Raw genomic sequence first — 23,225 nt, 5'->3', positions numbered from 1 at the left:
CAATGGAACAGTCCGGGTCTAGGGAAATCCCGAAGATGAACAAAGCGCCTGCCGGGGCGATCCTTCGCCTCACAACGACAGGAGACGACACGATGACCAAGACCCACGCCGCGCTGACGATCGGCGCGTTGCTGTGCCTGGCTGCCGCGACCGCATCGGCCCAACCCGCCAAAGGCTCTCCCGAGCACATCAAGGCCGCCACGCAGCGCGTGGATGGTTCCTTCATTCGCGCCAACGCCGCGAAGACACCGGACTGGCCCAGCTACGGGCTGGACTACGCGGAGACCCGCTTCAGCAAGCTCGACCAAGTCAACGCGGGCAACGTGAAGGATCTCGGCCTCGTGTGGTTCTACGACCTGCAGTCCACGCGAGGCGTCGAGGCGACGCCGCTGGTCGTCGACGGCATCATGTACGTCACCGCCTCGTGGAGCGTGGTGCACGCGATCGACGCGCGCACCGGCAAGAAGATCTGGACCTACGACCCGAAGGTCGACCGTTCCAAGGGCTACCGGGGCTGCTGCGACGTGGTCAATCGTGGCGTCGCGCTCTACCAGGGCAAGGTGTTCGTCGCCTCGTACGACGGCCGCCTGATCGCGCTCGACGCCGCCACGGGCCAGCCGGTCTGGGAGAAGGACACGATCATCGACCACGCGAGGTCGTACACCATCACCGGCGCACCGCGCGTATTCAAGGGCAAGGTGATCATCGGCAACGGCGGCGCGGAGTACGGCGTGCGCGGCTACGTCACGGCCTATGACGCCGCCACGGGCGACCAGAAGTGGCGCTGGTTCACCGTGCCGGGCGATCCGTCCAAGCCCTTCGAGGACGCATCGATGGCCAAGGCCGCGAAGACCTGGGACCCGAGCGGCAAGTACTGGGAAGCGGGCGGCGGTGGCACGGCGTGGGACACGCTGACCTTCGACCCGGAGCTCAACCTCATGTATGTGGGTACCGGCAATGGCTCGCCGTGGGCGCACGGCAAGCGCAGCCCGAAGGGCGGCGACAACCTCTACCTTGCGTCGATCGTCGCGCTCAACCCCGACACCGGCAAGTACGTCTGGCACTACCAGGAGACGCCCGGCGACAACTGGGACTACACATCGACCCAGCCGATGATCCTGGCCGACATCAAGATCGACAACAAGCCGCGCAAGGTGATCCTGCATGCGCCGAAGAATGGCTTCTTCTTCGTCATCGACCGGACCAATGGCAAGTTCATCTCGGCGAAGAATTTCGTCGAGGTGAACTGGGCCAGCGGCTTCGACAAGAACGGCCGGCCGATCGAAATCGCCGCCGCGCGGCAGAACACGAAGCCCGGCGACAGCATCCCCGGCCCCTTCGGCGCGCACAACTGGCATCCGATGTCCTTCAATCCGCAGACAGGGTTGGCTTATCTGCCGGCGCAGAACGTGCCGCTCAACCTGATGGACGACAAGGACTGGAAGTTCAACGAGAACTCTCCCGGCCGGCCTCATGCGGCGCTGGGCTGGAACACCGCGATGTTTGCCAATGCGCAGCCGCCCGCGAGCAAGCCGATGGGCCGCCTGATTGCGTGGGATCCGGTCGCGCAGAAGGAAGCCTGGGGTGTCGAGCACGCGTCGCCCTGGAACGGCGGCACGCTCACCACCGCCGGCAACCTGGTGTTCCAGGGCACGGCCGACGGTCGCCTGGTCGCCTACAACGCCAAGACCGGCGAGAAGCTCTGGGAAACGCCGACCGGCACCGGGGTGGTCGCCGCGCCGGCCACCTTCATCGTGGACGGCAAGCAGTACGTGTCGGTGGCGGTCGGCTGGGGCGGAGTCTACGGCCTCGCCCAACGCGCGACCGATCGGCAGGGGCCGGGCACCGTCTACACCTTCGCCGTCGGCGGCAATGCGCCCAAGCCGGAATTCGTGCAGTACCGCATGGACAAGTTGCTGCAGGGCGTGAAGTACGACCCGGCCAAGGTCGAGGCCGGCACCATGCTCTACGTCAGCAACTGCGTCTTCTGCCACGGCGTGCCGGGCGTGGACCGCGGCGGCAACATCCCGAACCTGGGCTACATGAACTCGTCCTACATCGAGAACCTCGACAAGTCCGTCTTCAAGGGCCCGGCGATGGATCGGGGCATGCCCGACTTCAGCGGCAAGCTGACGCCCGAGGACGTCGAGAAAATCAAGGCCTTCATCCAAGGCACCGCAGACGCAATAAGACCAAAATAGCGCGGCAAGAATAGAAAAAGCCCCTCGTTGAGGGGCTTTTGAGTAGGTGGAACACCGCGGAACCGGCTCCGCCGGTCCGCTGGTGTTGCCCCCGGCAGGGGGTAGGCGGCTACACGAAGTGAGCAAGCCTGGGGGGCGAGCCCATTTAATCAGCGTAGACGCCCGCGGCCTTGATGATGGGGCTCCACTTGGCGATCTCGGCGTTGACGAACTTCTTGTGTCCATCGGGCTCGATCCGGCCGTCACTCGCCACCACGGCACCCAGGCCTTCCTGCTTCTTGATGAAGTCCGGATCCTTCAGTGCCACCTTCAGCGCGTCGTTCAGCTTCTTGGTGACAGCCGCCGGCGTGCCCTTCGGCGCATACAGGCCGTGCCAGATCGTGACCTGGAAGTCCTTCAGGCCCGATTCCTGGAGCGTCGGCAGGTCTTTCAGCAGCGGCGTCGTCAGCCGCTTGTTGGTGGTGACCGCGAAGGCCTTGACCTTCTTGGCTTCGATCTGCGGCGAGGTGTTGGTCGTCTGGTCGCACAGCAGGTCGATCTGCCCGCCGATCAGATCCGTGATGGCAGGCGCCGTGCCCTTGTAAGGCACTGGCGTCATCTCGGTCTTCGTGGCGGTCTGGAAGAGCAGGCCGCAGAGGTGCGAGGCCGAACCGACGCCGGCATTGCCGAGGTTGATCTTGCCTTTGTTGGCCGCGATCCAGGCGCTCAACTCCTTGTAGTTGTTCGCTTGCATGCTGGGCTTGGAGATCAGCGTCATCGGCACGTCGTTGACGATGCCGAGGTATTCGAAGTCGGTCTCGACCTTGAAGGGCACATTGCGCACCAGTGTAGGAATGGTCGACATCCCAATGTGGTTGAGCAGCAGCGTATAGCCGTCCGGATTGGCGCGCGCCACCTTGGCCGCGCCGATCGAGCTGCCGGCGCCCGGCACGTTGTCGACCACGATGCTGACGCCGCCCAGTGGCTTGCGCAGAGCCTCGGCCAGATCACGCGCGACGCGGTCGGTCGGGCCGCCGGCGGCGAAAGGCACCACGATGTTGATGGGCTTGCTTGGGAAGTCCTGGGCATGGGCGCCCACTACCGCTGCGGCGATGGCCGTCAAGGCGAGCAGTTTCTTCATGATCTCTCCGAATTGAAAATTGGCCGCGATCTTATCGGCTGACCGCACCCTGACCACAGCTGATTTTCCCGAAGTCCTTGATCGAGGCCAAGGAATGCGCATGCGTGGTGGTTTTAGGGCGCGGCCGATGTAGGCAGTCGCCATCACGGGTATCGTGCCGTCCTCTATCCACGGAGTGCGAGACATGTTGAAACTGAAGGATTCAACCCTGCTGCGCCAGCAGGTTTTCATTGCCGGCGAATGGGTGGACGCGGATAACCGTGAAACCGTTCCGGTCATCAATCCGGCCAATGGAGAGCAGATCGGCACCGTGCCGATGTGCGGCACCGACGAGACCGTGCGCGCCATCGCCGCGGCCGAGGTTGCGCAACGCGCCTGGGCGCAACGGCCGGCCAAGGAACGCTCCGCCATCCTGCGCAAGCTCAATGACCTGATGCTCACCAATCAGGACGACCTCGCGCTGATCATGACCACGGAGCAGGGCAAGCCGCTTGCCGAGAGCAAGGGCGAGATCGCCTATGCGGCGTCCTTCATCGAATGGTTCGCCGAGGAGGCGCGCCGCGTGTACGGCGACACCATCCCGGCGCCGCAGGCCGACCGCCGCATCCTCGCGCTCAAGCAACCGGTCGGCGTCACGGCCGCGATCACGCCCTGGAACTTCCCGACCGCGATGCTCACTCGCAAGGCCGGGCCCGCGTTGGCGGCAGGCTGCTCCATGGTGGTCAAGCCCGCGACGCAGACGCCGTTCTCGGCGCTCGCCTTCGCCGAACTGGCCGATCGCGCCGGCCTGCCCAAGGGCCTGCTGTCGGTGCTGACCGGCTCGGCCTCGAAGATCGGCGGCGAGATGACGCGCAGCCCCATCGTGCGCAAGCTCAGCTTCACCGGCTCGACCGAAGTGGGCCGCACGCTGATGAAGCAATCCGCCGATACCATCAAGAAGCTGTCGCTCGAACTCGGCGGCAACGCGCCCTTCATCGTGTTCGACGATGCCGACGTCGATGCGGCCGTCGAAGGCGCGATGGTCTCCAAGTACCGCAACACCGGCCAGACCTGCGTGTGTGCCAACCGCATCTACGTGCAGCGGGGCGTGCTCGAGGCCTTCACGCAGAAGCTGGTCGCCAAGGTCAATGCTCTGAAGGTCGGCGACGGCACGGAGCCCGGCGTGAACCAGGGGCCGCTGATCGACGACAAGGCCGTGGCCAAGATCGAGCAGCACGTCGTCGACGCCATCGCCAAGGGCGGCAAGGTGCTCGCCGGCGGCCAGCGCCACGCGCTGGGCGGGCGCTTCTACCAGCCCACGGTGATCGGCGGCGCGACAGCGGACATGCTGGTTGCGCACGAGGAAACCTTCGGCCCGCTGGCGCCCATCTTCGCCTTCGATACCGAAGCCGAGGCGATCGCGCTGGCCAACGCCACCGAGTTCGGCCTCGCCTCTTACTTCTACAGCCGTGACATCGGCCGCATCATGCGCGTCGCCGAGGCGCTCGAATGCGGCATCGTGGGCGTCAACACGGGTCTCATCTCGACGGCCGAGGCGCCTTTCGGCGGCGTCAAGCAGTCGGGGCTGGGCCGCGAAGGCTCGAAGTACGGCCTCGACGACTTCCTGGAGATCAAGTACGTGTGCCTCGCGGGGCTCGACAAGTAGGGGCGGGCGGGTAGGACTCCGATCGATGACTGAAAGCAAGAAGCAGTTCGACACGGCCATCGAGCTGCTGCGCGATGCCAGGCGCATCGTCGTTTTCTCTGGCGCCGGCCTGTCCAAGGCCTCCGGCATCCCGACCTACCGCGATGCCGACGGCCTGTGGATGAACCAGAGCGCGGTCCGCTTCTCGCACGTCGACGACCTCGAGCGGGATCCGGCCGGCTTCTCTAAGTTCTGGGCGCGGCGCCTCGCCGTTGTCGAGGCCGCCAAGCCCAATCCCGGGCACCTCGCGTTGGCTCAACTGCAGCGCCTTCGGCCTTCGACGCGCCTCATCACGCAGAACGTGGACGGGCTCCTGACGCTGGCCGGCGGCATGGACGTTCTGGAACTGCACGGATCGCTGCGCCGCTGGCGTTGCGATTACTGCGGCAACCGTCGCGGCCCCTGGCTCTTTCATCGGTGTACGCGCTGTGGTTCTCGCGCGCGGCCGGACGTCGTGATGTTTGGCGAGATGCTGAACCAGGGCGTGCTGCTGGACGCCCAGACCGCGGCGCTGGAGGCGGACGTCTTCGTCGTGGTCGGCAGCACCGCCGTGGTCTATCCGGCCGCGGACCTGCCACTGCAGGCGCTTTCCAGGGGGGGCAGGCTCATCACGCTCAACATGGAGCCGCTGCATCTGGACACCTCGGCATCTGCCGTGCTCAGAGGCGCTTCGGAAGATCTGATGCCCCGCCTGCTGGCGAGCCTGAACTATTCCAGCACCACCCTCGGAAAGTAGAACGAGACCACCCAGTTCGGTACGTCGACGATCGAGCTGATGCGCAGGTCGGCGCATACGCTGCACAGCATGTAGGCATCGACCGGTTCGTAGCCGTAGCGCCGGCTCAGGAGTTCGATCATCTCGGAGACCGCCATGCGGGCGCCGGCCATCAGGTCGGGGCCGATGCCTGTCGTCACCTCGTAGCCTTTCGTGTCGAAATGGCGGCTGACGGGGCCGGGCGTGACATAGCGCGGCGAGCGCAGGCGGGCGTCCTTCACCAGTTCGAACTTGAGGGCCACGTCGATGGAGCTTTCGATGGCCGTCCCGCAGACTTCGCCGTCGCCCTGCGCCGCATGCGTGTCGCCGACCGAGAAGATCGCGCCGTCGACCTCGATCGGGAGATAGAGCTCCGTACCCTCCGCGATGTCGCGTGCATCCATGTTGCCGCCGACGTTGCGTGGCGGAATGATGCTGTGCAAGCCGGGCTCGGCCGGCGCGACGCCGATGGTCCCGGTGAAGGGCCTGAGCGGCACGCGTCCCCCGGGTCCGTACATCGCCGGCTTCAGTCCGGGGTCGTAATTCCAGTGATGAAGTCTCGCGTCTGGAAACTGATCGGTGAGCAACCCGAAGCCCGGAATGTTTCCGGTCCATCCCCAACCCGAGGGCCGCAGCGACAGCACGGTGACCTTGAGCGCGTCGCCCGGCTTCGCGCCGTCGACGTAGACCGGTCCCGTGACGGGATTCACGTGGGCGAGGTCGAGTTTCGCGAGATCTGCGGCGGTGGACGTCCGCGAGAGTTGGCCGGAGGACGCATCGACGGTCTCGAACTGCACGGTCTCGCCCGGTGCAATGGTCAGGCAGGGCGGAAATGCGTTGTTCCAGCCGTGGTGGATGTGATCCTTGTGGATCGTGTGATGGGTGGCGAGATCCTTCATGACGCAGGTCTCCTAGACCGCGACCGTGAGCGCGCCGTCGATCACCAGGTTGGTGCCGGAGATGCGGCTGGCCGCGGGACTCGAAATGAACACCACGCCGCGCGCCACCTCGCTCGGCGTGCCGAATTTGCCGGTGGGATTCACCTTGAGCGTCGAGGCGTACAGGTCGGGCATGTTCTTCTCGATCGTCTGCCAGATGCCGCCGTCGAAGTAGGTGTTGCCCGGCGAGACGCAGTTCACACGGATGCCCTTGCCGACGAGCTGCCGGCTCAGCCCCTTGGCATAGTGGATCAGCGCCGCCTTGATCGCACCGTAGGAGCCGGCGGCAAAGTCGACCTCGAATCCGGAGACGCTCGATATCAGCACGATCGAAGCGCTGTCGGACTTCTCCAGGAACGGAACTGCCGCGGCCACCGCGTTGACGGTGTGCATCATGTCGGTCCGGAACGATTTCTCCCAGGAGTCCGCCGTGTCTCCGACCGCGAGCGCGCTCACGTTGCACACCAGCACGTCGATGCCGCCCAGCACGCCGGCGCTCGAAGTGATCCACGCACTCAACGCGGATCCATCGGCCACATCCAGCGCGCGACCGAAGGATTTGACGCCCTTGGCCTGCAGTGCGGCCGCCGCCTCGCCCACCTCGTCCTCCTTGCGCGCACAGATCGAGACGTCCGCGCCTTCGTCGGCGAAACATTCGGCAATGGCTCTGCCGATACCCCGGCTGCCACCGGTGATGACAGCCCGCTTGCCCTTGAGTCCGAGATCCATGGCAACTCTCCTTTTTGGGGGACTGAATTCTGAGCGCCTGCGCAAGGGCTGTAAATGTCGGCACGCTCGTCGGTGCATCCGCTTGTGGCGCTCGTGCGGGCCGCGCAGAATGACAGGCACCGGCCCTTCCTGAAGGAACAACCCATGAAATCCGTGGCGGAAATTCTCAAGGCCAAAGGCGATTCGACGGTTTATTCCATCGAGCCCACGGCCTCGGTCTTCGATGCCGTCAAGCTGATGGCGCAGAAAAACGTCGGCGCGCTCCTCGTCATGGAGCGCGATCGCATCGTCGGCGTGGTGACCGAACGCGACTACGCGCGCAAAGTCGTGTTGATGGCGCGCTCTTCCAAGGACACGCCGCTGAGCGACGTCATGACCACAGCCGTGATCTATGTGCGGCCGAGCCAGACCAGCGAGGAATGCATGGCGCTGATGACGGAAAACCGCGTGCGGCATCTCCCCGTCATGGACGGCGGCAAGCTGGCGGGCCTGATCTCGATCGGCGACCTCGTGAAGGGGATCATCTCCGAACAGAACTTCATCATCGAACAGCTCCAGCACTACATCTCGGGAGAGCATCGCTGAGCCGTTGCACGCCAACATGCCACTGACGCCCGAGGATCTCGAACGCATCGCGGCGGTGACCCTGGCCCACTACGACCGGGGAGCGGAAGACTTCTGGCTCGCCACGCGCGACCACGACGTGAGCCAGAACATCGCGGCGCTGCTCCAGTTCATCGAGGCGACGACGCCCTTCCAGATCCTGGACTTCGGCTGCGGGCCCGGGCGCGATCTCCGGACGTTCACGCAACTCGGGCACGTCGCGACCGGACTCGAAGGCTCGGCGCAACTGGCGGAAATGGCCCGCTCGCACAGCGGCTGCGAGGTGCTCCAGCAGAACTTCCTCGCGCTGGACCTGCCGCCTGCCCGCTTCGACGGCGTGTTCGCGAATGCGGCGCTGTTCCATGTGCCGGCACAGGAACTGCCTCGGGTGCTGCGGGAACTGCATTCAACGCTGAAGCCGGGCGGGGTGTTGTTCAGCTCCAACCCGCGCGGTGAGGGACAGGAAGGCTGGCGCGGCGAGCGCTACGGCGCCTTCCATGACCTGGCGAGCTGGCGTGACAGCATGACGGGAGCCGGATTCGTGGAGCTGGCCCATTACTACCGTCCGACCGGTCTGCCCTTCGACCAGCAGCCGTGGCTGGCGAGCGTGTGGCGCAAGCCGGGGCCAGACCCGCCCTGAACTCAATCGGCCCCGTCGCCATCCCGGGCGCCGGCTTCCCCGGCCCCCCGCGCCAGCAGTTGGCGCAGGCGATCCCGCAGCGCTGGAATGGCCGCTGGTTGGCTCGCCGGGGCCTCCCACTGCCGATAGATCTCGCGCTCCCTCGTCAGGCAATAACCGAGCGCTGCGACATTCCGCTCGTTGTAGGCCCAGACCCCCTCCACCACGAAGTTGCCCGGCGTCTCGTGATCCGGCCGTGGCGTGATGGTGACGCCTTCGGCGCCGATGTCCTGCAGCAGCGCCGAGCGTGCCGAGGCGACCTTCATGCCGTCGCCATGCATCTCGATTTCCCGGCTGAGCGAGTAGCTGATGGTCTGCACGCCATGAAATTGCTCGGCAAGGTAGGCGGTGACCTCGAGCAGGACCAGAGGGCCGAAATTTCGCTTTTGCTCCTTCACGAACTGGGACGGCAGGAAGCGCTCGATGTGCACCTCCGTCCCGTCGCGGCTGACCCTGACGGGGTCGACCGTTCCGAGGTGGACATTCCCATCGTGCACGTGCATGGGCGTGCCGAGCTCATAGCGCTGGCCATTGCGTCCCGTGATTCGGAGGCTCTCGAAAGTCATCGGTCGAGAATGCCACGCGCATCCTGACGCGAGGCCCCAGGCGACGCGAGGCAATCCCCGTACACCACGAAGACCGCACAAAAAGGCGGGAAATCTGCGCCCGATCGGGCGTTCAGGCGGTCATGAGATCGTCAAGAAGCCGGTAGTCGGGCAGGGTGGTGTCGATCGCGCGGCCGGCGCGCAGCACCGTGCGGTCGAACTGCGTGCGCGCGAGCATCTCCGAATAGTTGCCCGCCTTGAGCACGATCAGGTCGGCGGGCGTTCCGGCTTTCAGCACCGCGCGCTCGATGCCCATGATGGCGGCCGGCGCCTCGGTGGCGGCGCGGATCCAGTCGCCGAGCGGGTGGTCCAGGTGCAGGATCTTCACCGCCTGCGTGAAGGTGTCGAGCATGTCGTGGTCGCCATATCGGCGGGCATGGCTCCCGCGGTGTCGATGGCGGCGATGCGGCCGTTGTCCACCAGCAGTCGATCGCGGCGAGGTCATCGTTGGCGTTGCCGGGCAGCCCGGCGGGGACGAGGCAGCGGGGAGCGCGCAGATTTCGCAGGGCGAAGCGGGATGCGGCGGGCGGCTGGAAGGAATGGGCCATTGCGGAAGAAGAAGCAGTTTTCGCGCCCGGCCGCTGCTCTCCTTCTCCGGGCAGCGCTATTTGTAGCTGCGCGCGTCCTCGATCACCTTGCCGTCGTTCGGCAGGCTTCCCGGCGCGACCAACTCCACCGTGCCGCGCAGCTTGGTCACGTCGCGGATCGCCTCGCCGATGCGCTCGGCCAGGCCCTCGGCCGCCGTGGGGCACTCGAGCCGCAGCGTCATGCGGTCGTCGGCCATCTCACCTTCAACCACCAGCCGTGCACGCCGCACTTCCGGAAAGCGGCGAGCGATCTCCGCGATCTGGCCCGGGTGAACGAACATGCCGCGCACCTTGGTCGTCTGGTCCGCGCGGCCGAGCCAGCCCTTGATGCGTGCATTGGTACGGCCCGTGGGGCATTGCCCCGGCAGCACGGCGGAGAGGTCGCCGGTGCCGAAACGGATCAGCGGGTAATCGGGGTTGAGCGTGGTGACGACGATCTCGCCGACCTCGCCTTCGGGTACCGGATCGCCGGTGCCGGGTCGCACGATCTCGACGATCACACCCTCATCGAGCACCAGCCCTTCGCGCGCTCTCGTCTCGTAGGCGATCAGGCCCAGGTCGGCCGTGGCATAGCATTGCACGCCGGTCACGCCGCGCCCGGCGATCCAGTCGCGCAGGCTCGGCGGAAAGGCTTCGCCCGACACCAGCGCCTTGGTGAGCGAGGGCAGCGGCACCTTCTTCTCCGCTGCCTTCTCGATGATGATCTTGAGGAAGCTCGGCGTGCCTGCGTAGCCCGCGGGCCGCAGGTCGGCAATGGCGTCCACCTGCTGCTCGGTCTGCCCCGTGCCGCCCGCGAAGACGGTGCAGCCCAGCGCACGCGCACCGCTCTCCATGATGGAACCGGCCGGCGTCATGTGATAGCTGAAGCAGTTGTGCACCAGCTCGCCGCCGCGAAAGCCGGCCGCGTAGAGCGCGCGTGCGGTGCGCCAGTAGTCGCGCGCCTCGCCCTCGGGCTCGTAGATGGTGCCGGGGCTCGCGAAGACGCGCGTCATCCTCGGTCCGAAGCGGATCGCCGAGAAGCCGCCGAACGGATCGCTCGCGCGGCGCTCCTGCTGCAGCGCCAGCAGCTCCGACTTGCGCGTGACCGGCAGCTTCGCCAGCGCCTCGCGGCTCGTGATGTCGGCCGGCTTGACGCCGTCGAGGATCTTCGCGAACGCCGACGCAGCAGTCTGCGCCTGCATGATCTGTCGAGGCAGCGCGGCCAGCAAATCCCGCTCGCGTTCCGCCGGCTCGCGAATCTCGAGCTCGTCGTAGTAGTCCTTCGTCATGCCAGCCACCGTTTCCGCCGCTTGTAGCTCTTCACGTCTCGGAAGCTCTTTCGGTCCGCGCCCCCCACACCCAGATAGAACTCCTTCACGTCCTCGTTCTCGCGCAGGCTCTTCGCCTCTCCGTCCATCACGATGCGGCCGTTCTCGAGGATGTAGCCGTAGTCGGCGAAGCGCAGCGCCATGTTGGTGTTCTGCTCGGCGAGCAGGAAGGTCACGCGCTCCTTCTCGTTCAGGTCCTTCACGATGCTGAACACTTCCTCGACGATCTGCGGTGCGAGCCCCATCGAGGGCTCGTCGAGGAGCACCATGTTCGGACTTGCCATCAATGCACGGCCGATCGCGCACATCTGCTGCTCGCCGCCGGAGGTGTAGGCGGCCTGTGAAGTGCGGCGTGTCTTCAGGCGCGGAAAGTAGGCGTAGACCTTTTCCAGCGTCTGGGCGACCGCCGCCTTGCCGTCGGTGCGCGTGTAGGCGCCCGTCATCAGGTTGTCTTCGATCGTGAGGTGCGCGAAGCAGTGGCGCCCCTCCATCACCTGGATGAGTCCGCGCTTGACCAGCTCGGCCGGCGTCAGCGCCTCGATGCGCTCGCCACGCAGTTCGATCGTGCCCTTGGTGACCGCTCCGCGTTCGCCGGCCAGCAGGTTCGAGACGGCGCGCAGCGTCGTCGTCTTGCCCGCGCCGTTGCCACCGAGCAGCGCCACGATGCCGCCTTCCGGCACCACGAGCGAGACGCCCTTCAGCACGAGGATCACATGGTTGTAGATGACCTCGATGCCGTTGACGTTGAGAAGGATCTTGGGCTCGCTCATGGTGTGTCGGAGTGCGTGCAACCTCGGTGAATCAGGAGCTGCAGTCAGCGACGTCGCGGCGCGTCAGCTTTTTCTCGCCTGCGTACTTCTCGCCCGCCACCTTCACCATCGGCTTGATGATCTGCTCGTCAGCCTCGTACCACTCGGGTGCGATGTTCCACTTGCTGCCATCCCAGGTCTCGATGCGGGCCCAGGTCGAGCCCATGTGGTCCTGGCACGAGGTGCTGATCGGGCGCATCACGCCGGAGAAGCCCAGCGCGTCGAGCTTCTTCTGGTCGAGCGCGAGGTTCTCCAGGCCCCAGCGCACTTGCTCGCCGGTCATGACCTTGCCCTTGCCGAAGCGCTCCTGCGCGCGACGGACGGCTTCGACGCCCAGCATCTGGATGATCACGCCGCGCGTGTAGAGCACCGAGCCGACCTCGTCCTTCGGACCCGTGCCCTGGCCCTTGTCGTGGACGTTCTTCAGGATTTCCTGGATCACCTTCGGCTGCGTGCCCGAGCCGTTCAGCGCCAGCGCGTTGTAGCCCTTGGCATTGGCGCCCACGTCTTTCACATCGGGTTCGGCGCCGGCCCACCACACGCCGTACATCTTCTCGCGCGGGTAGCCGGTGGCGACGGCTTCCTTGAGCGCAGTCGAATTCATCACGCCCCAGCCCCAGAGCAGCACGTAGTCGGGCCGCGACTGGCGCACCTGCAGCCAGGCGGACTTCTGCTCGATGCCGGGCGCGGCCACCGGGATCAGCGACAGCTCGAAGCCGTTCATCTTCGCGCGCTCCTGCAGCAGCGGAATCGGCTCCTTGCCAAAGGGCGAGTCGTGATAGACCAGCGCGATCTTCTTGCCCTTGAGCTTGTCGGCGCCGCCTTCCTTCTTCGCGATGTGCTGGATCAGGATGTCGGCGGCGGTCCAGTAGCTGCCCATCAGCGGGAAATTCCACTTGAACACGTTGCCATCCTGCGAGGCCGACAGGCCATAGCCCAGCGTGATCAGCGGGATCTTGTCGACCGGCGCCTTGTCGGTCAACGCGAAGGTGATGCCGGTCGCCTGCGGATCGATCAGCGTTGCGCCCTTGCCCTTCAGGCGCTCGTAGCATTCAACGCCCTTGTCGGTGGCGTAGCCGGTCTCGCATTCCTCGTAGCTGATCTTCACGCCGTTGATGCCACCGGTCGCGTTGATGAGCTTGATGTAGTCCTGCTTGCCGTTGGCCCAGGGAGTGCCATTGGGCGCATAGGGGCCGGTGCGGTACACCAGCAGCGGAAAGAACTGCTCCTTGGCCTGTGCCTGCACGAGCGATGGCGCGAGCATCGCGCCGAGGGTGCTGGCCGCCAGGGCGGCGGTCACAGCGAGCGATTTCAGTTTCATGCCAGTCTCCTTTGGGGCACCACGGTGCCGGTTTGCTAACGAATCAATGGGGGAAGGGCCAGAGGCGGAGCTTTTCCTTGGCTGTCGACCACAACCTTGCAAGGCCATGCGGCTCGACGATCAGGAAGAACACGATGAGCGCGCCGAAGATCATGAACTCCAGGTGCGACGCCAGCGCCGTCGAGATCGAGATGCCGAACCAGCCCGGAAGCTGGTTGAGCAGGATCGGCAGCAGCACGATGAAGGCCGCGCCGAAGAAGCTGCCCATGATCGAACCAAGCCCGCCGATGATCACCATGAAGAGCAGTTGGAACGAGCGGTCGATGTTGAAAGCCGCCGGCTCCCAAGTACCCAGGTGCACGAAGCCCCACAACGCACCCGCCACGCCGACGATGAACGAACTCACCGCGAAGGCCGAGAGCTTGGCGTAGATCGGCCGGATGCCGATCACCGCTGCGGCGACGTCCATGTCGCGCATCGCCATCCATTCGCGGCCGATCGCGCTGCGCACCAGGTTCTTCGCGAGCACGGCGAAGACCACCAGGAGCGTCAGGCACAGCAGGTACTTCTGCACCGCGGTCTCGATGGGAAGCCCGAACAGGCTGAGCCCCGAAGCGGTCACGGAGCCGGACGACGAGTTGTTGGTGAGCCAGTTGATCCGCAGGAAAGCCCAGTCGACGAAGAACTGCGCGGCCAGCGTTGCGACGGCGAGGTACAGCCCCTTGATGCGCAGGCTCGGAATGCCGAAGAGCACGCCGACGGCCGTCGAGCACAGCCCGCCGAGCAGCAGCGAGAGGATCAGCGGCATCCCTTCGATGCGCACGTGGAAGTTGTAGGCGGCGTACGCGCCGACTGCCATGAAGGCGCCCGTGCCGAGCGAGATCTGTCCGCAGTAGCCCACCAGGATGTTCAGGCCCAGCGCAGCGAGCGCCAGGATCAGGAAGGGAATCAGGATCGCGCGGAACCAGTATTCCGGTGCGGTCAGCGGCACCACGGCAAAGGCGAAAGCCAACAGCGCGAGCATCAGCACGCGGTCCTGCAGGATCGGAAAGATCTGCTGGTCGGCGCGATAGCTCGACTTGAACTGGCCGTTTTCTCTGTAGAACATCTCAGTGGCTCCGGTACGCCGCGACGGTCATTCCAGGAATACCGCGGAACCGGCTTTGCCGGGCCGCTGGTATCGCCCCCTGGACGGGGGTTGGCGGCCACACGAAGTGGGCAAGCTTGAGGGTGAGCTTCATGCTAGACCCGATCGATGATCTTCTCGCCGAAGAGACCTTGCGGCCGCACGAGAAGGAAAACAAGCGCCAGCACGTAGGCGAACCAGATCTCGATCCCGCCGCCCAGCATCGGGCCAAGATAGATCTCCGACAGTTTCTCGCCGACGCCGATGAGCAGGCCGCCGATGATGGCGCCCGGGATCGAGGTCAGCCCGCCGAGAATCACCACCGGCAGCGCCTTGAGCGCCACCAGCGAGAGCGAAAACTGCACGCCCAGCTTCGATCCCCAGATGATCCCGGCCACCAGCGCCGCGAAGCCCGCGACGGACCACACGATGACCCAGATGCGGTTGAGCGGAATGCCGATGGATTGCGCAGCCTGGTGGTCATCGGCGACCGCACGCAACGCGCGGCCGGTCGATGTCTTCTGGAAGAAGAGCGCCAGCACCACGACGAGCGCAGCCGCGACGAGCGCAGCGACCAGGTCTTCGCGGCTCAGAAGCAGGCCGCCCTGGAAGGTGTTTTCGAACACCATCATCGGTTCTTTCGGCATCCCGACGTCGATCTTGTAGATGTCGTTGCCGAAGAGCGTCTGCCCGAGTCCGTCGAGGAAGTAGGCGATGCCGAGCGTGGCCATCAGCAGCGTGATGCCTTCCTGGTTGACCAGCTTGCTCAGCACCAGCCGCTCGATCAGCCACGCCACCGCGATCATCACGGCCATCGCGGCGATGAAGGCCAGCACGTTGGCGAGCACCAGGCTCTCGAAGCCGAGCCACTTCGGAATCCATTCGGCGAAGCGCGCCATCGCCAGCGCGGCGAACAGCACCATCGCGCCCTGCGCGAAGTTGAAGACGCCGGATGCCTTGTAGATGAGCACGAAGCCGATCGCGATCAGCGAATAGAGCATGCCGACCATGAGGCCGCCGAAGAGGGTTTCGAGAAAAAATCCCATGTCAGTGTTCCGTGCCGAGATATGCCCGGATCACGTCCTCGTTGTTCCGCACGTCGTTGGGCGTTCCGTCGCCGATCTTCTTGCCGTAGTCGAGCACAACCACGCGGTCCGAGATGTCCATCACCACGCCCATGTCGTGTTCGATCAGCACGATGGTGGTGCCGAACTCGTCGTTCACGTCGAGGATGAAGCGGCTCATGTCCTGCTTCTCCTCCACGTTCATGCCGGCCATTGGCTCGTCGAGCAGCAGCACCTGCGGTTCCATCGCGAGCGCACGGCCGAGGTCGACGCGCTTCTGCAGGCCATAGGGCAGGCGGCCCACAGGCGTCTTGCGATGCAGCTGGATCTCGAGGAAGTCGATGATGCGTTCGACGAACTCGCGTTGCGCCAGCTCCTCGCGTTCAGCCGGTCCCCAGCGCAGCGCCTGCGCCAGCAGGCCGCTCTTCATCTTGAGATTGCGGCCCGTCATGATGTTGTCGAGCACGCTCATGCCCTTGAACAGAGCCAGGTTCTGGAAGGTGCGCGCCACGCCCATCTCGGCCACCTGGCGCGAGTTCATGTGCTTGAAGTGCTGGCCGCGAAAGGTGATGGAACCCTGCTGCGGCTGGTAGACGCCGTTGATGCAGTTGAGCATCGAGCTCTTACCCGCGCCGTTGGGGCCGATGATGGCGCGCACTTCGTGCTCGCGCACGTTGAAGCTGATGTCCGTCAGCGCCTTGACGCCGCCGAAGCTCAGGCTGATGTTCTGCACGTCGAGGATGACCTCGCCGATCTTGCGCGTGCTCATGCGGCGGCCTTCATGGGTGCGAAGCGCTTCGACTCGACGATGTTCAGAGTGGCGCTCACGACGCCCGTCCGGCCATCTTCGAACTTCACCTGCGTCTCGATGTATTGCTCGGACTTGCCGCCGTAGAGCGCGTCCACCAGCACCGCGTACTTGCCGGCGATGAAGCCGCGACGCACCTTTCGCGTGCGGGTGAGCTCGTCGTCATCGGGGTCGAGTTCCTTGTGCAGAACCATGAAGCGCGCGATCTGCGTGTCGGCCATGCCTTCCTCCGCGGCGAGGTCGGTGTTCACCTTGGCGATGCAGTCGGCCACCAGCGCCAGCACGTCGGGCTTGCCCGCGAGATCGACGTAGCCGCCGTAGGCCAGCCCGCGCCGCTCGGCCCAGTTCCCCACCGCCTCGTAGTCGATGTTGATGAAGGCGCAGACCTGGTCGCGCTCGTGGCCGAAGCACACGGCCTCCTTGATCTGCGGAAAGAACTTGAGCTTGTTCTCGATGTAGTTGGGCGCGAACATCGCTCCTGCCGCAACGCCGTCCGGCGCGGCCATGCGGCCCACGTCCTTGGCGCGGTCGATGATGCGCAGATGCCCTTCGGCATCGAGCACGCCGGCGTCGCCGGTATGGAAGTAGCCGTCGGCATCGAGCACCTCGGCGGTCGCGTCGGGCCGCTTGTAGTACTCCTTGAGCACCGACACGCCGCGCACGAGCACCTCGCCGTCCGGCGCGATCTTGAGTTCGATGCCGGGTGCCGCGCTGCCCACGGTCTGCAGCTTGACCTTGCCGTCCTGTTGAAGGCACACGTAGGCGCAGGTCTCGGTCTGGCCGTAGAACTGCTTGAGATTGACGCCGATGGAGCGGTAGAAGCGGAACAGATCAGGCCCGATCGCCGCGCCGGCCGTATAGGCCACGCGGATGCGGCTCATGCCGAGCACGTTGCGCAGCGGCCCGTAGATCACGAGGTTGCCGATGCCGTACATCAGCCGGTCGCCGAAGCCGACGGGCGCGCCGTTGAGGATGTCGGCTCCCACGCGTCGCGCCAGCGCCATGAACCTGGCGTACAGCCAGCGCTTGGGCGCGGCGGCGTCTTCCATGCGGATCGACACCGCGGTCAGCAGGCCCTCGAAGGTGCGCGGCGGGCCGAAGTAGTAGCTCGGCCCGATCTCGCGCATGTCGTTCATCACCGTTTCTGTCGATTCGGGGCAGTTGAGCGTGAAGCCGCCGACCAGCCATTGCGCCACGGAGAAGAGGTGGTCGCCGACCCAGGCCATGGGCAGGTAGCTCATGATGTTGTCGCCGGGGCCGAGCTTGTCGGTCTCCACGCCGCCGCGGCCGGCCGCGATGAAGCTCGCATGCGTCTGGCACACGCCCTTGGGCCGGCCGGTGGTACCGGAGGTGTAGAGGATCACGGCGACGTCGCCGGGCTCGCCGGCGGCCACGCTCTGATCGAAGAACCCCGGATGCGCCGCGTCCCAGGCGCGGCCCAGCTCGCACAGCTTTTCGTGGCTCACGAGGCCGGGCTGGTCGTAGTGGCGCAGCCCACGCGGGTCGTCATAGATGATGTGTCGGATCGCCGGGCGGGTCTCGCGGCATTCGAGCAGCTTGTCGACCTGCTCCTGGTCTTCCGCGATCACGAACTCGATCGAGGCGTCCTCCAGCATGAAGACCATTTCGCCGGCCACCGCATCCTGGTAGAGCGGCACCGGCACGCCGCGCAGGCTTTGCGCGGCGACCACCGCCATATACAGATGCGGCCGGTTGGCGCCGACGATCGCGAGGTTGTCGCCAGCCTTGAAGCCCAGGCTCGCCAGCCCGCAGGCGAACTCGCGCACCTCGCGCGCAACCTCCGCCCAGCTCCAGGTCTGCCAGATGCCGAGGTCCTTTTCGCGCACGGCCGGCGCGTCGGGCTGCTGCTTCGCATGGTTCAGCAGCAGGCGAGGAAAGGTGTTGGCTGTGGTCTGCACGATGGGGCGGACTGTAGAACCAACTTTGACGCCAACTTGTCGTTCCGACGACAATCCTAGGGACACTACTCCCCGGAGTTTCCCGATGCCAATCGGCAATGACAGCGGCACCTCATCAATCCGCGACCGCGTGCGTCCGGCCACCGCCGACGAGCTCGACAACATCCCCTGGCTGCGCACGCTGTCACCCATCGAGCGTCGTCGGGCCGAAGTGGCGGTGGTGGTCGGCGATGCCGAGCCTGGGGATCTGGTTTGCCGCATCGGCCGGCCGCCCACCTATTGGTTCGGCGTGGTCGCGGGTCTGCTCAAGATGAGCAACGACAACGCGGACGGCACCTCGATGACCTACAGCGGCCTGCCGCCGGGCGGCTGGTTCGGCGAGGGCACGGCGCTCAAGCGCGAGCCCTACCGCTACAACATCCAGGCACTGCGGCGCAGCGTGGTGGCTGGGCTGCCGGTGGACGATTTCCACTGGCTGCTCGACCACTCGATCGGATTCAACCGCTTCGTGATGAACCAGCTCAACGAGCGATTGGCCCAGTTCATCGCCGCGCGCGAGGCCGACCGGCTCAACAACCCCGACGCGCGGGTGGCGCGCAATCTGGCGGCGCTGTTCAATCCGGTGCTGTTTCCCGGCGTGGGCGAATTGCTGCGCATCACGCAGCAGGAGCTGGCCTATCTCATCGGGCTGTCGCGGCAGCGCGTGAACGAAGCCTTGCGCACCTTGCAGGCGCAGGGCGCGATTCGCGTCGAATACGGCGGGCTTCGAGTGACCGACCTCGAAGCGCTGCGCACGAACGGGTTGGCGGGGAAGGGCGCGGGCTAGAGGCTAAGCGTCGACCGGCAGCGCCTCGCGTACCAGCTTGTCGTCGGCATAGGGACGGAGGTAGGCCGCGGTTTCCTCGACCGGGCAGTGGAGCCAGTCGTCGATCCATGCATCGCGCAAGATGACGGTGCGGCGTTGCTCAGATTGCTCGGGTGCGCCGAGGGTCAGCAACGCAAAGCTCTCGACGCACTGGCCGGCCGGTGAGCGCCAGCCGTTCCACAGGCCGGCCAACGCGAGAGGTTCGCCATCGGCGCGCGATACCCGCACGATCGAGTCCTCGGTGTCGCCGGGCTGGAACAGACAGTCCGCGAGGATCACGCAACGATGGCCGCGTTTCCAGGGCTGGTAGAAATTGCGTTCCGCGGAGGCGGTTTCGCCGCGAGCCTCGTGCGTGAGTTGGTCCTGGCCGTCCTTCGAGAACAGCGGGATCAGGCCCCAGCGCCCGGCAGCGATCTGGAAGCGTTCCGGCGGCGTCTCCTGGCCGACGCCGTCCGCGCGAGGGCGGCGCACGAAAAGACCTTGTTCCCCCGGCCGGACGATGGACCCCTCGGGATCGCATGCGATACCGAAGCGCTGGGCGAAATGGCTTGGCTCGCTCGCTGCTTGGTAATGGGTGGGCATGGCCGGGAATGTAAGAAGGGCGGGTGATTTTAGTCAACACACCGATACCATCGGTTCGGCGTGCGGTGTCGCCCGCAAGACCTTTCTCACGAAATCGCTCATGAATTCATCTCATCTCACCGTCATCACGGGTGCATCCCGCGGCCTGGGCCGCGCCATGGCCGAACAATTGCTGAAGCCCGGCCGGCGCCTGTTGTGCATCTCCCGCCAGAGCGACGACCAGCTTGCCGCGCTCGCCCGCGACGCCGGCGCCGAGTTGGAGCAGTGGCAGCAGGACCTTGCCGACCCGGTCGCGGCCGCCGCGCGCCTCGCGGCCTGGCTGCAGGGGCTGGATGCGCAGGCCTTCGACAGCGCAACGCTCATCAACAACGCCGGCACCGTCGGGCGTCCGCGGCCGTTGTCGGAGGCTGTGGCCACCGAACTGGCGCAGGCGCTGCGCGTGGGCCTGGAGGCGCCGATGCTGCTGACCTCCGCCTTTCTCGGCGCGACCAAAGGCTGGCGCGCCGATCGCAAGGTGCTCAACATCTCGTCGGGCCTCGGCCGCAACGCGATGGGCAGCCAGGCGCCCTACTGCGCCGCCAAGGCAGGCATGGACCATTTCTCGCGCGCCGTGGCGCTCGAAGAGAAGGGTGCAGGCGGCGCCCGCATCGTGTCGCTCGCGCCCGGCGTGATCGACACCGACATGCAGGTGCAACTGCGCGAAAGCGAACCCGGCATGTTCCCGGACTACGTGCGCTTCCAGAAACTGAAGGCCGAAGGCCTGCTCGACTCCCCAGCCTCCGCCGCGGCCAAGATCCTCAAGTACCTGGACCGCGCGGACTTCGGCAGCAATCCCGTCGCGGACGTGCGCGACCCGGCCTGACTTGCTTATTGCATCGTGAAGCGATCGCGTGTAGCGCGCGCGCATTCGTTCATCACCGTCAGCCCGCGCAGTACGGCTTCATTGCCGATGACGAAGGGATTGGGCTGCAGCCCGGGCTGCTGGCGAAGCGCCTCGAGTCGGGGCAGTGCGCTGTCGTACCCCGCGTGGTTCGACAGCAGCACGTCGACTTTCTGTTCCTTCGCCACCGTGCTCATTCGCTGGGTCGCCTGGATGTAGCTGTCGAGGCGCGGAATGTCCTTGCCGAAATTGAAGGCCGTGCCGCCCCAGAGCAAGGTGCGGTAGGTCCGGTTGCCGGACTTCACGTCGAACACCGGCGTGATCGTGCCCATCGTGTGGCCCGGCGTGAGGTAGAGGGTGACCGTGGTGTCGCCCAGCGTGATCCGGTCGCCGTCGTTCACGGCCATGTCGCGCTGCGGCGGCGCACCCCAGAGCGGCGTCGTGAACTCCAGTTGGGTTTCGGTCATCTTCCAGTCGGCTTCGCTCATCACGATGCGCGGCCGGTACTTCTGCACCAGGTACCGGGCGCCACCGTAATGGTCGCCGTGACCGTGCGTGACGATCACGTACTTGATCTGCGCCGGGTCGAGCCCGAGCTTGCGCATTCCACCATCGATCAGCGCTGTCGCCTCGGCCTCGTTGTTGAGCGCGTCGATGAGGATGATTCCGTCCGAGGTCTTGATGGCCCACGCGCTGACCCAATCGGCGCCGACGTAGTAGAGGTTGTCGAAAGCCTGCCCCGGTGGCGGTGGCGGCTTGTTCATGAGGGCCGCGATGCCCCGGTCGGCCTCGGCTTGGGGCGGCCTGGTGGCAGGTGCCGGCCTGCACAGCACCAGCAAGGGCTGAAGATCGGTGCCTGCCGCCTGCGTGGCGGCGGCGACGTGCGCCGAAACGGTGGACTGCGATGCCGGCTGGGACGCGCAGCCCGAAAGGATCGCGCCGAGGAGACATGCGCCGACCAGGCGGCGCCGGATGCTGGATCTGTCTTTCAAGAGCGGTCTCCTCGCCGGTGGCCGGCCAGATGTTTTGAGACCGCGATTCTGCGACGTCTACTCGATCGTTGCACCCGAGGCCTGGACGATGCCGCGCCATTTCTGGTAGTCCGTCTTGAGCAGCGTGCCGAACTGCTCGGGCGTCATGCTCTGCGGCTCCGCGCCTTGGGCGATGATCGCGGCCTTCATCTCGGGCGTCGCGAGGAGCTTGTTGACCTCGGCGTTCACGGTCATGACGATGTCCTTGGGCGTGCCCGCCGGCATGAAGAGGCCATACCAGGTGCTGACGTCGAAGTCCTTGTAGCCCAGTTCGGCGATGCTGGGCACATCGGGCAGCGAACTGCTGCGGCGCAGCGAGGTCACCGCCAGCGGACGCAGCTTGCCCGACTTGATCTGGCCCATGGCCGACGGCAGCGAGGACACCATCAGGTCCACGTTGCCGGCCAGCACGTCCATCATCGCGGCGTTGGAGCCCTTGTAGGGCACATGGCGCATCTTGATGTTGGCGGCGGTCTTGAAGATCTCGCCGGCCAGGTGGATGGTCGTGCCGTTGCCGGGCGAGCCGTAGGTGATCGAGTCGGGCGCCGCGCGCGCGGCGTTGACGACATCGGCCAGCGTCTTGAAGTTCGATTCGGTGCGGGTGACGATCACCACCGGCGTGTAGGCCACGTGCGCCACGGCGGTCAGGTCTTTCGTGGGGTCGTAGCTCAGGTTCTTGTAGAGCCAGGGCGCGACGACCATGTTGTCCTTCTGCCCCATCACCATGTCGTAGCCGGTGGGGGCTGAACGCACGGCTTCGGCGATGCCGATGGTGCCGCCCGCGCCGGCGCGGTTGTCGGGCACCACGGTCCACTTGCTGGTTTCGGTGAGCTTGTTCGCGACCAGACGCGAGAGGATGTCGGTGCCGCCACCGGGCGGGAAGGGCACGACGAGGCGGATCGGCTTGGCGGGGTAGGGCTGGGCCTGTGCGGCGGCGGCGAATGCCAGCCCGAGGGCGATGGAGGTAATGAGCTTTCGGATCATGGGATGTCTCGTTGTGTCGAGGCGCCGCCGAGGTGCGGCGCTATGCGCCGGCAGTGTGCCGGAACGAGACAGCCCGGGCGCTCTCAATTCGAGATGGCCGCCGTATCGAATGGCGACTGCTCGAGAGCGCGCGGCCGTCAGTGGATGGTCGGCGGACCCAGGTCCTCGGCAGGATCCACAAAGGCCGTGACGGCGACGGAACCGTTGCCGCCGGGGCCGCGATCGTCGGCGCGACGCTGCAGCGCCGCGATGCCGGCCATCATGGCCGCGCCGTAGGTCGGCATCGGCCCGGCGGCGGCGTCGATCGGGCGGCAGTCGCAGCCGTCCTGCTTCTGCAGCACCCAATAGAAGTGGCCGGCGATCGGTTCGTCGACGACCAGTGCGATTGCTTCGGTGTCCATGGCGGTGATCCCCTTTCGTCACTTCGGATGTACGGGTTGTACGCATCGAGAGTGCGACGGGATAGCAACGAATTCACGGCCTGGAGGCTGTCATTGCAAAAGCACGGTCATGTGTGCAATACGCACACTTTGCCGGAGGTGCCGGGCGAACAGTCGGATGGCATTTACGCTTTCTTTACGTCCTCTCCCCGACTCTGTTCTCCCTTTTTACGCAAGCCTGCCGAGACT

23 protein-coding genes are annotated in these 23,225 nt (G+C 65.8%); 7 read left to right on the top strand and 16 right to left on the bottom strand.

Annotated features, from left to right (window positions below):
• Positions 1-92 precede the first annotated feature (92 nt).
• Positions 93-2,201 carry a PQQ-dependent dehydrogenase, methanol/ethanol family gene (locus QTI04_RS19885; RefSeq protein WP_286617199.1) on the top strand — a complete coding sequence of 703 codons (2,109 nt, stop codon included), beginning with the start codon at positions 93-95 and terminating at the stop codon, positions 2,199-2,201.
• Between the two features lie 145 nt (positions 2,202-2,346).
• On the opposite strand, the gene QTI04_RS19880 is transcribed toward QTI04_RS19885, so the two are convergent.
• Positions 2,347-3,321 (bottom strand): tripartite tricarboxylate transporter substrate-binding protein, encoded by a 975-nt coding sequence (locus QTI04_RS19880; protein WP_286617198.1) that lies wholly within the window; start codon positions 3,319-3,321, stop codon positions 2,347-2,349.
• A 184-nt stretch (positions 3,322-3,505) separates the two neighbouring features.
• On the opposite strand from QTI04_RS19880, the gene QTI04_RS19875 reads away from it, so the two are divergent.
• On the top strand, positions 3,506-4,966 hold the full coding sequence (locus tag QTI04_RS19875) for an NAD-dependent succinate-semialdehyde dehydrogenase (protein ID WP_286601635.1): 1,461 nt from the start codon (positions 3,506-3,508) through the stop codon (positions 4,964-4,966).
• Positions 4,967-4,991: 25 nt separating this feature from the next.
• On the top strand, positions 4,992-5,741 hold the full coding sequence (locus tag QTI04_RS19870; protein WP_286617197.1) for an NAD-dependent deacylase: 750 nt from the start codon (positions 4,992-4,994) through the stop codon (positions 5,739-5,741).
• Here QTI04_RS19870 and QTI04_RS19865 read toward each other — a convergent pair.
• On the bottom strand, positions 5,714-6,658 hold the full coding sequence (locus QTI04_RS19865) for an acetamidase/formamidase family protein (protein ID WP_286617196.1): 945 nt from the start codon (positions 6,656-6,658) through the stop codon (positions 5,714-5,716). The two genes, QTI04_RS19870 and QTI04_RS19865, sit on opposite strands and share 28 nt — an antisense overlap.
• A 12-nt stretch (positions 6,659-6,670) precedes the next feature.
• Positions 6,671-7,426 carry an SDR family NAD(P)-dependent oxidoreductase gene (locus QTI04_RS19860; protein WP_286617194.1) on the bottom strand — a complete coding sequence of 252 codons (756 nt, stop codon included), beginning with the start codon at positions 7,424-7,426 and terminating at the stop codon, positions 6,671-6,673.
• Between the two features lie 144 nt (positions 7,427-7,570).
• Between QTI04_RS19860 and QTI04_RS19855 the strand changes: the two genes are divergently transcribed.
• Together QTI04_RS19855 and QTI04_RS19850 are read left to right on the top strand one after the other, a co-directional pair.
• The gene (locus QTI04_RS19855; RefSeq protein WP_286601643.1) at positions 7,571-8,011 is read left to right on the top strand and encodes a CBS domain-containing protein; all 441 of its coding nucleotides are present in this window, start codon (positions 7,571-7,573) and stop codon (positions 8,009-8,011) included.
• 16 nt (positions 8,012-8,027) lie between these two features.
• The gene (locus QTI04_RS19850; RefSeq protein WP_286617192.1) at positions 8,028-8,669 is read left to right on the top strand and encodes a bifunctional 2-polyprenyl-6-hydroxyphenol methylase/3-demethylubiquinol 3-O-methyltransferase UbiG; all 642 of its coding nucleotides are present in this window, start codon (positions 8,028-8,030) and stop codon (positions 8,667-8,669) included.
• 2 nt (positions 8,670-8,671) lie between these two features.
• Here the strand turns inward: QTI04_RS19850 and QTI04_RS19845 are convergent, their stop codons facing one another.
• The 9 genes from QTI04_RS19845 to QTI04_RS19805 all read right to left on the bottom strand — a co-directional run bounded on the left by QTI04_RS19845 (position 8,672) and on the right by QTI04_RS19805 (position 18,254).
• Positions 8,672-9,274, bottom strand: coding sequence for a hypothetical protein (locus QTI04_RS19845; RefSeq protein ID WP_286601645.1), 603 nt, complete (start codon positions 9,272-9,274; stop codon positions 8,672-8,674).
• 112 nt (positions 9,275-9,386) lie between these two features.
• Positions 9,387-9,665: a hypothetical protein gene (locus QTI04_RS19840; protein WP_286617190.1), complete on the bottom strand. Its 279-nt coding sequence runs from the start codon at positions 9,663-9,665 to the stop codon at positions 9,387-9,389.
• A gap of 252 nt (positions 9,666-9,917) precedes the next feature.
• Positions 9,918-11,168, bottom strand: coding sequence for a phenylacetate--CoA ligase family protein (locus QTI04_RS19835; RefSeq protein WP_286617188.1), 1,251 nt, complete (start codon positions 11,166-11,168; stop codon positions 9,918-9,920).
• Positions 11,165-11,977: an ABC transporter ATP-binding protein gene (locus tag QTI04_RS19830; RefSeq protein ID WP_286617186.1), complete on the bottom strand. Its 813-nt coding sequence runs from the start codon at positions 11,975-11,977 to the stop codon at positions 11,165-11,167. Before QTI04_RS19830 ends, QTI04_RS19835 begins: the two co-directional genes overlap by 4 nt.
• A 31-nt stretch (positions 11,978-12,008) precedes the next feature.
• Positions 12,009-13,337: an ABC transporter substrate-binding protein gene (locus QTI04_RS19825; RefSeq protein ID WP_286601649.1), complete on the bottom strand. Its 1,329-nt coding sequence runs from the start codon at positions 13,335-13,337 to the stop codon at positions 12,009-12,011.
• Positions 13,338-13,380: 43 nt separating this feature from the next.
• Complete coding sequence (locus QTI04_RS19820; RefSeq protein WP_286601651.1) at positions 13,381-14,445, bottom strand: branched-chain amino acid ABC transporter permease; 1,065 nt, start codon at positions 14,443-14,445, stop codon at positions 13,381-13,383.
• Between the two features lie 134 nt (positions 14,446-14,579).
• On the bottom strand, positions 14,580-15,509 hold the full coding sequence (locus QTI04_RS19815; protein ID WP_286601652.1) for a branched-chain amino acid ABC transporter permease: 930 nt from the start codon (positions 15,507-15,509) through the stop codon (positions 14,580-14,582).
• 1 nt (position 15,510) lies between these two features.
• On the bottom strand, positions 15,511-16,296 hold the full coding sequence (locus QTI04_RS19810) for an ABC transporter ATP-binding protein (RefSeq protein WP_286617184.1): 786 nt from the start codon (positions 16,294-16,296) through the stop codon (positions 15,511-15,513).
• On the bottom strand, positions 16,293-18,254 hold the full coding sequence (locus tag QTI04_RS19805) for a long-chain fatty acid--CoA ligase (RefSeq protein WP_286601654.1): 1,962 nt from the start codon (positions 18,252-18,254) through the stop codon (positions 16,293-16,295). Before QTI04_RS19805 ends, QTI04_RS19810 begins: the two co-directional genes overlap by 4 nt.
• An 85-nt stretch (positions 18,255-18,339) precedes the next feature.
• Between QTI04_RS19805 and QTI04_RS19800 the strand changes: the two genes are divergently transcribed.
• Positions 18,340-19,080 (top strand): Crp/Fnr family transcriptional regulator, encoded by a 741-nt coding sequence (locus QTI04_RS19800; RefSeq protein WP_286601656.1) that lies wholly within the window; start codon positions 18,340-18,342, stop codon positions 19,078-19,080.
• Positions 19,081-19,083: 3 nt separating this feature from the next.
• Here QTI04_RS19800 and QTI04_RS19795 read toward each other — a convergent pair whose 3' ends face one another.
• Complete coding sequence (locus tag QTI04_RS19795; protein WP_286617182.1) at positions 19,084-19,701, bottom strand: SOS response-associated peptidase family protein; 618 nt, start codon at positions 19,699-19,701, stop codon at positions 19,084-19,086.
• A 100-nt stretch (positions 19,702-19,801) separates the two neighbouring features.
• Here QTI04_RS19795 and QTI04_RS19790 point away from each other — a divergent pair, with 100 nt between their 5' ends.
• Positions 19,802-20,563 carry an SDR family NAD(P)-dependent oxidoreductase gene (locus QTI04_RS19790; protein ID WP_286601659.1) on the top strand — a complete coding sequence of 254 codons (762 nt, stop codon included), beginning with the start codon at positions 19,802-19,804 and terminating at the stop codon, positions 20,561-20,563.
• Positions 20,564-20,568: 5 nt separating this feature from the next.
• Here the strand turns inward: QTI04_RS19790 and QTI04_RS19785 are convergent, their stop codons facing one another.
• The 3 genes from QTI04_RS19785 to QTI04_RS19775 form a co-directional block, all read right to left on the bottom strand.
• Positions 20,569-21,573, bottom strand: a complete 1,005-nt coding sequence (locus tag QTI04_RS19785) for an MBL fold metallo-hydrolase (RefSeq protein WP_286601660.1) — start codon at positions 21,571-21,573, stop codon at positions 20,569-20,571.
• 57 nt (positions 21,574-21,630) lie between these two features.
• Positions 21,631-22,596, bottom strand: coding sequence for a tripartite tricarboxylate transporter substrate binding protein (locus QTI04_RS19780; protein ID WP_286601661.1), 966 nt, complete (start codon positions 22,594-22,596; stop codon positions 21,631-21,633).
• 137 nt (positions 22,597-22,733) lie between these two features.
• Positions 22,734-22,997, bottom strand: a complete 264-nt coding sequence (locus QTI04_RS19775) for a hypothetical protein (protein WP_286617181.1) — start codon at positions 22,995-22,997, stop codon at positions 22,734-22,736.
• Positions 22,998-23,225 lie beyond the last annotated feature (228 nt).

Source organism: Variovorax sp. J22R115 (genome assembly GCF_030317005.1).
Taxonomy (GTDB): domain Bacteria; phylum Pseudomonadota; class Gammaproteobacteria; order Burkholderiales; family Burkholderiaceae_C; genus Variovorax.
Note: the sequence above shows the minus strand (reverse complement) of the source record. Positions and strands in the feature narration are given on the sequence as shown.

Bases quoted from the DNA above. Each gene is read 5' to 3' on its own strand.
- QTI04_RS19825 (WP_286601649.1), bottom strand. From the start codon at position 13,337: ATGAAACTGAAATCGCTCGCTGTGACCGCCGCCCTGGCGGCCAGCACC.
- QTI04_RS19775 (WP_286617181.1), bottom strand. From the start codon at position 22,997: ATGGACACCGAAGCAATCGCACTGGTCGTCGACGAACCGATCGCCGGC.
- QTI04_RS19780 (WP_286601661.1), bottom strand. From the start codon at position 22,596: ATGATCCGAAAGCTCATTACCTCCATCGCCCTCGGGCTGGCATTCGCC.
- QTI04_RS19835 (WP_286617188.1), bottom strand. From the start codon at position 11,168: ATGACGAAGGACTACTACGACGAGCTCGAGATTCGCGAGCCGGCGGAA.
- QTI04_RS19855 (WP_286601643.1), top strand. From the start codon at position 7,571: ATGAAATCCGTGGCGGAAATTCTCAAGGCCAAAGGCGATTCGACGGTT.
- QTI04_RS19880 (WP_286617198.1), bottom strand. From the start codon at position 3,321: ATGAAGAAACTGCTCGCCTTGACGGCCATCGCCGCAGCGGTAGTGGGC.
- QTI04_RS19865 (WP_286617196.1), bottom strand. From the start codon at position 6,658: ATGAAGGATCTCGCCACCCATCACACGATCCACAAGGATCACATCCAC.
- QTI04_RS19845 (WP_286601645.1), bottom strand. From the start codon at position 9,274: ATGACTTTCGAGAGCCTCCGAATCACGGGACGCAATGGCCAGCGCTAT.
- QTI04_RS19885 (WP_286617199.1), top strand. From the start codon at position 93: ATGACCAAGACCCACGCCGCGCTGACGATCGGCGCGTTGCTGTGCCTG.
- QTI04_RS19850 (WP_286617192.1), top strand. From the start codon at position 8,028: ATGCCACTGACGCCCGAGGATCTCGAACGCATCGCGGCGGTGACCCTG.
- QTI04_RS19810 (WP_286617184.1), bottom strand. From the start codon at position 16,296: ATGAGCACGCGCAAGATCGGCGAGGTCATCCTCGACGTGCAGAACATC.
- QTI04_RS19795 (WP_286617182.1), bottom strand. From the start codon at position 19,701: ATGCCCACCCATTACCAAGCAGCGAGCGAGCCAAGCCATTTCGCCCAG.
- QTI04_RS19860 (WP_286617194.1), bottom strand. From the start codon at position 7,426: ATGGATCTCGGACTCAAGGGCAAGCGGGCTGTCATCACCGGTGGCAGC.
- QTI04_RS19840 (WP_286617190.1), bottom strand. From the start codon at position 9,665: ATGCTCGACACCTTCACGCAGGCGGTGAAGATCCTGCACCTGGACCAC.
- QTI04_RS19800 (WP_286601656.1), top strand. From the start codon at position 18,340: ATGCCAATCGGCAATGACAGCGGCACCTCATCAATCCGCGACCGCGTG.
- QTI04_RS19830 (WP_286617186.1), bottom strand. From the start codon at position 11,977: ATGAGCGAGCCCAAGATCCTTCTCAACGTCAACGGCATCGAGGTCATC.
- QTI04_RS19875 (WP_286601635.1), top strand. From the start codon at position 3,506: ATGTTGAAACTGAAGGATTCAACCCTGCTGCGCCAGCAGGTTTTCATT.
- QTI04_RS19870 (WP_286617197.1), top strand. From the start codon at position 4,992: ATGACTGAAAGCAAGAAGCAGTTCGACACGGCCATCGAGCTGCTGCGC.
- QTI04_RS19790 (WP_286601659.1), top strand. From the start codon at position 19,802: ATGAATTCATCTCATCTCACCGTCATCACGGGTGCATCCCGCGGCCTG.
- QTI04_RS19820 (WP_286601651.1), bottom strand. From the start codon at position 14,445: ATGTTCTACAGAGAAAACGGCCAGTTCAAGTCGAGCTATCGCGCCGAC.
- QTI04_RS19815 (WP_286601652.1), bottom strand. From the start codon at position 15,509: ATGGGATTTTTTCTCGAAACCCTCTTCGGCGGCCTCATGGTCGGCATG.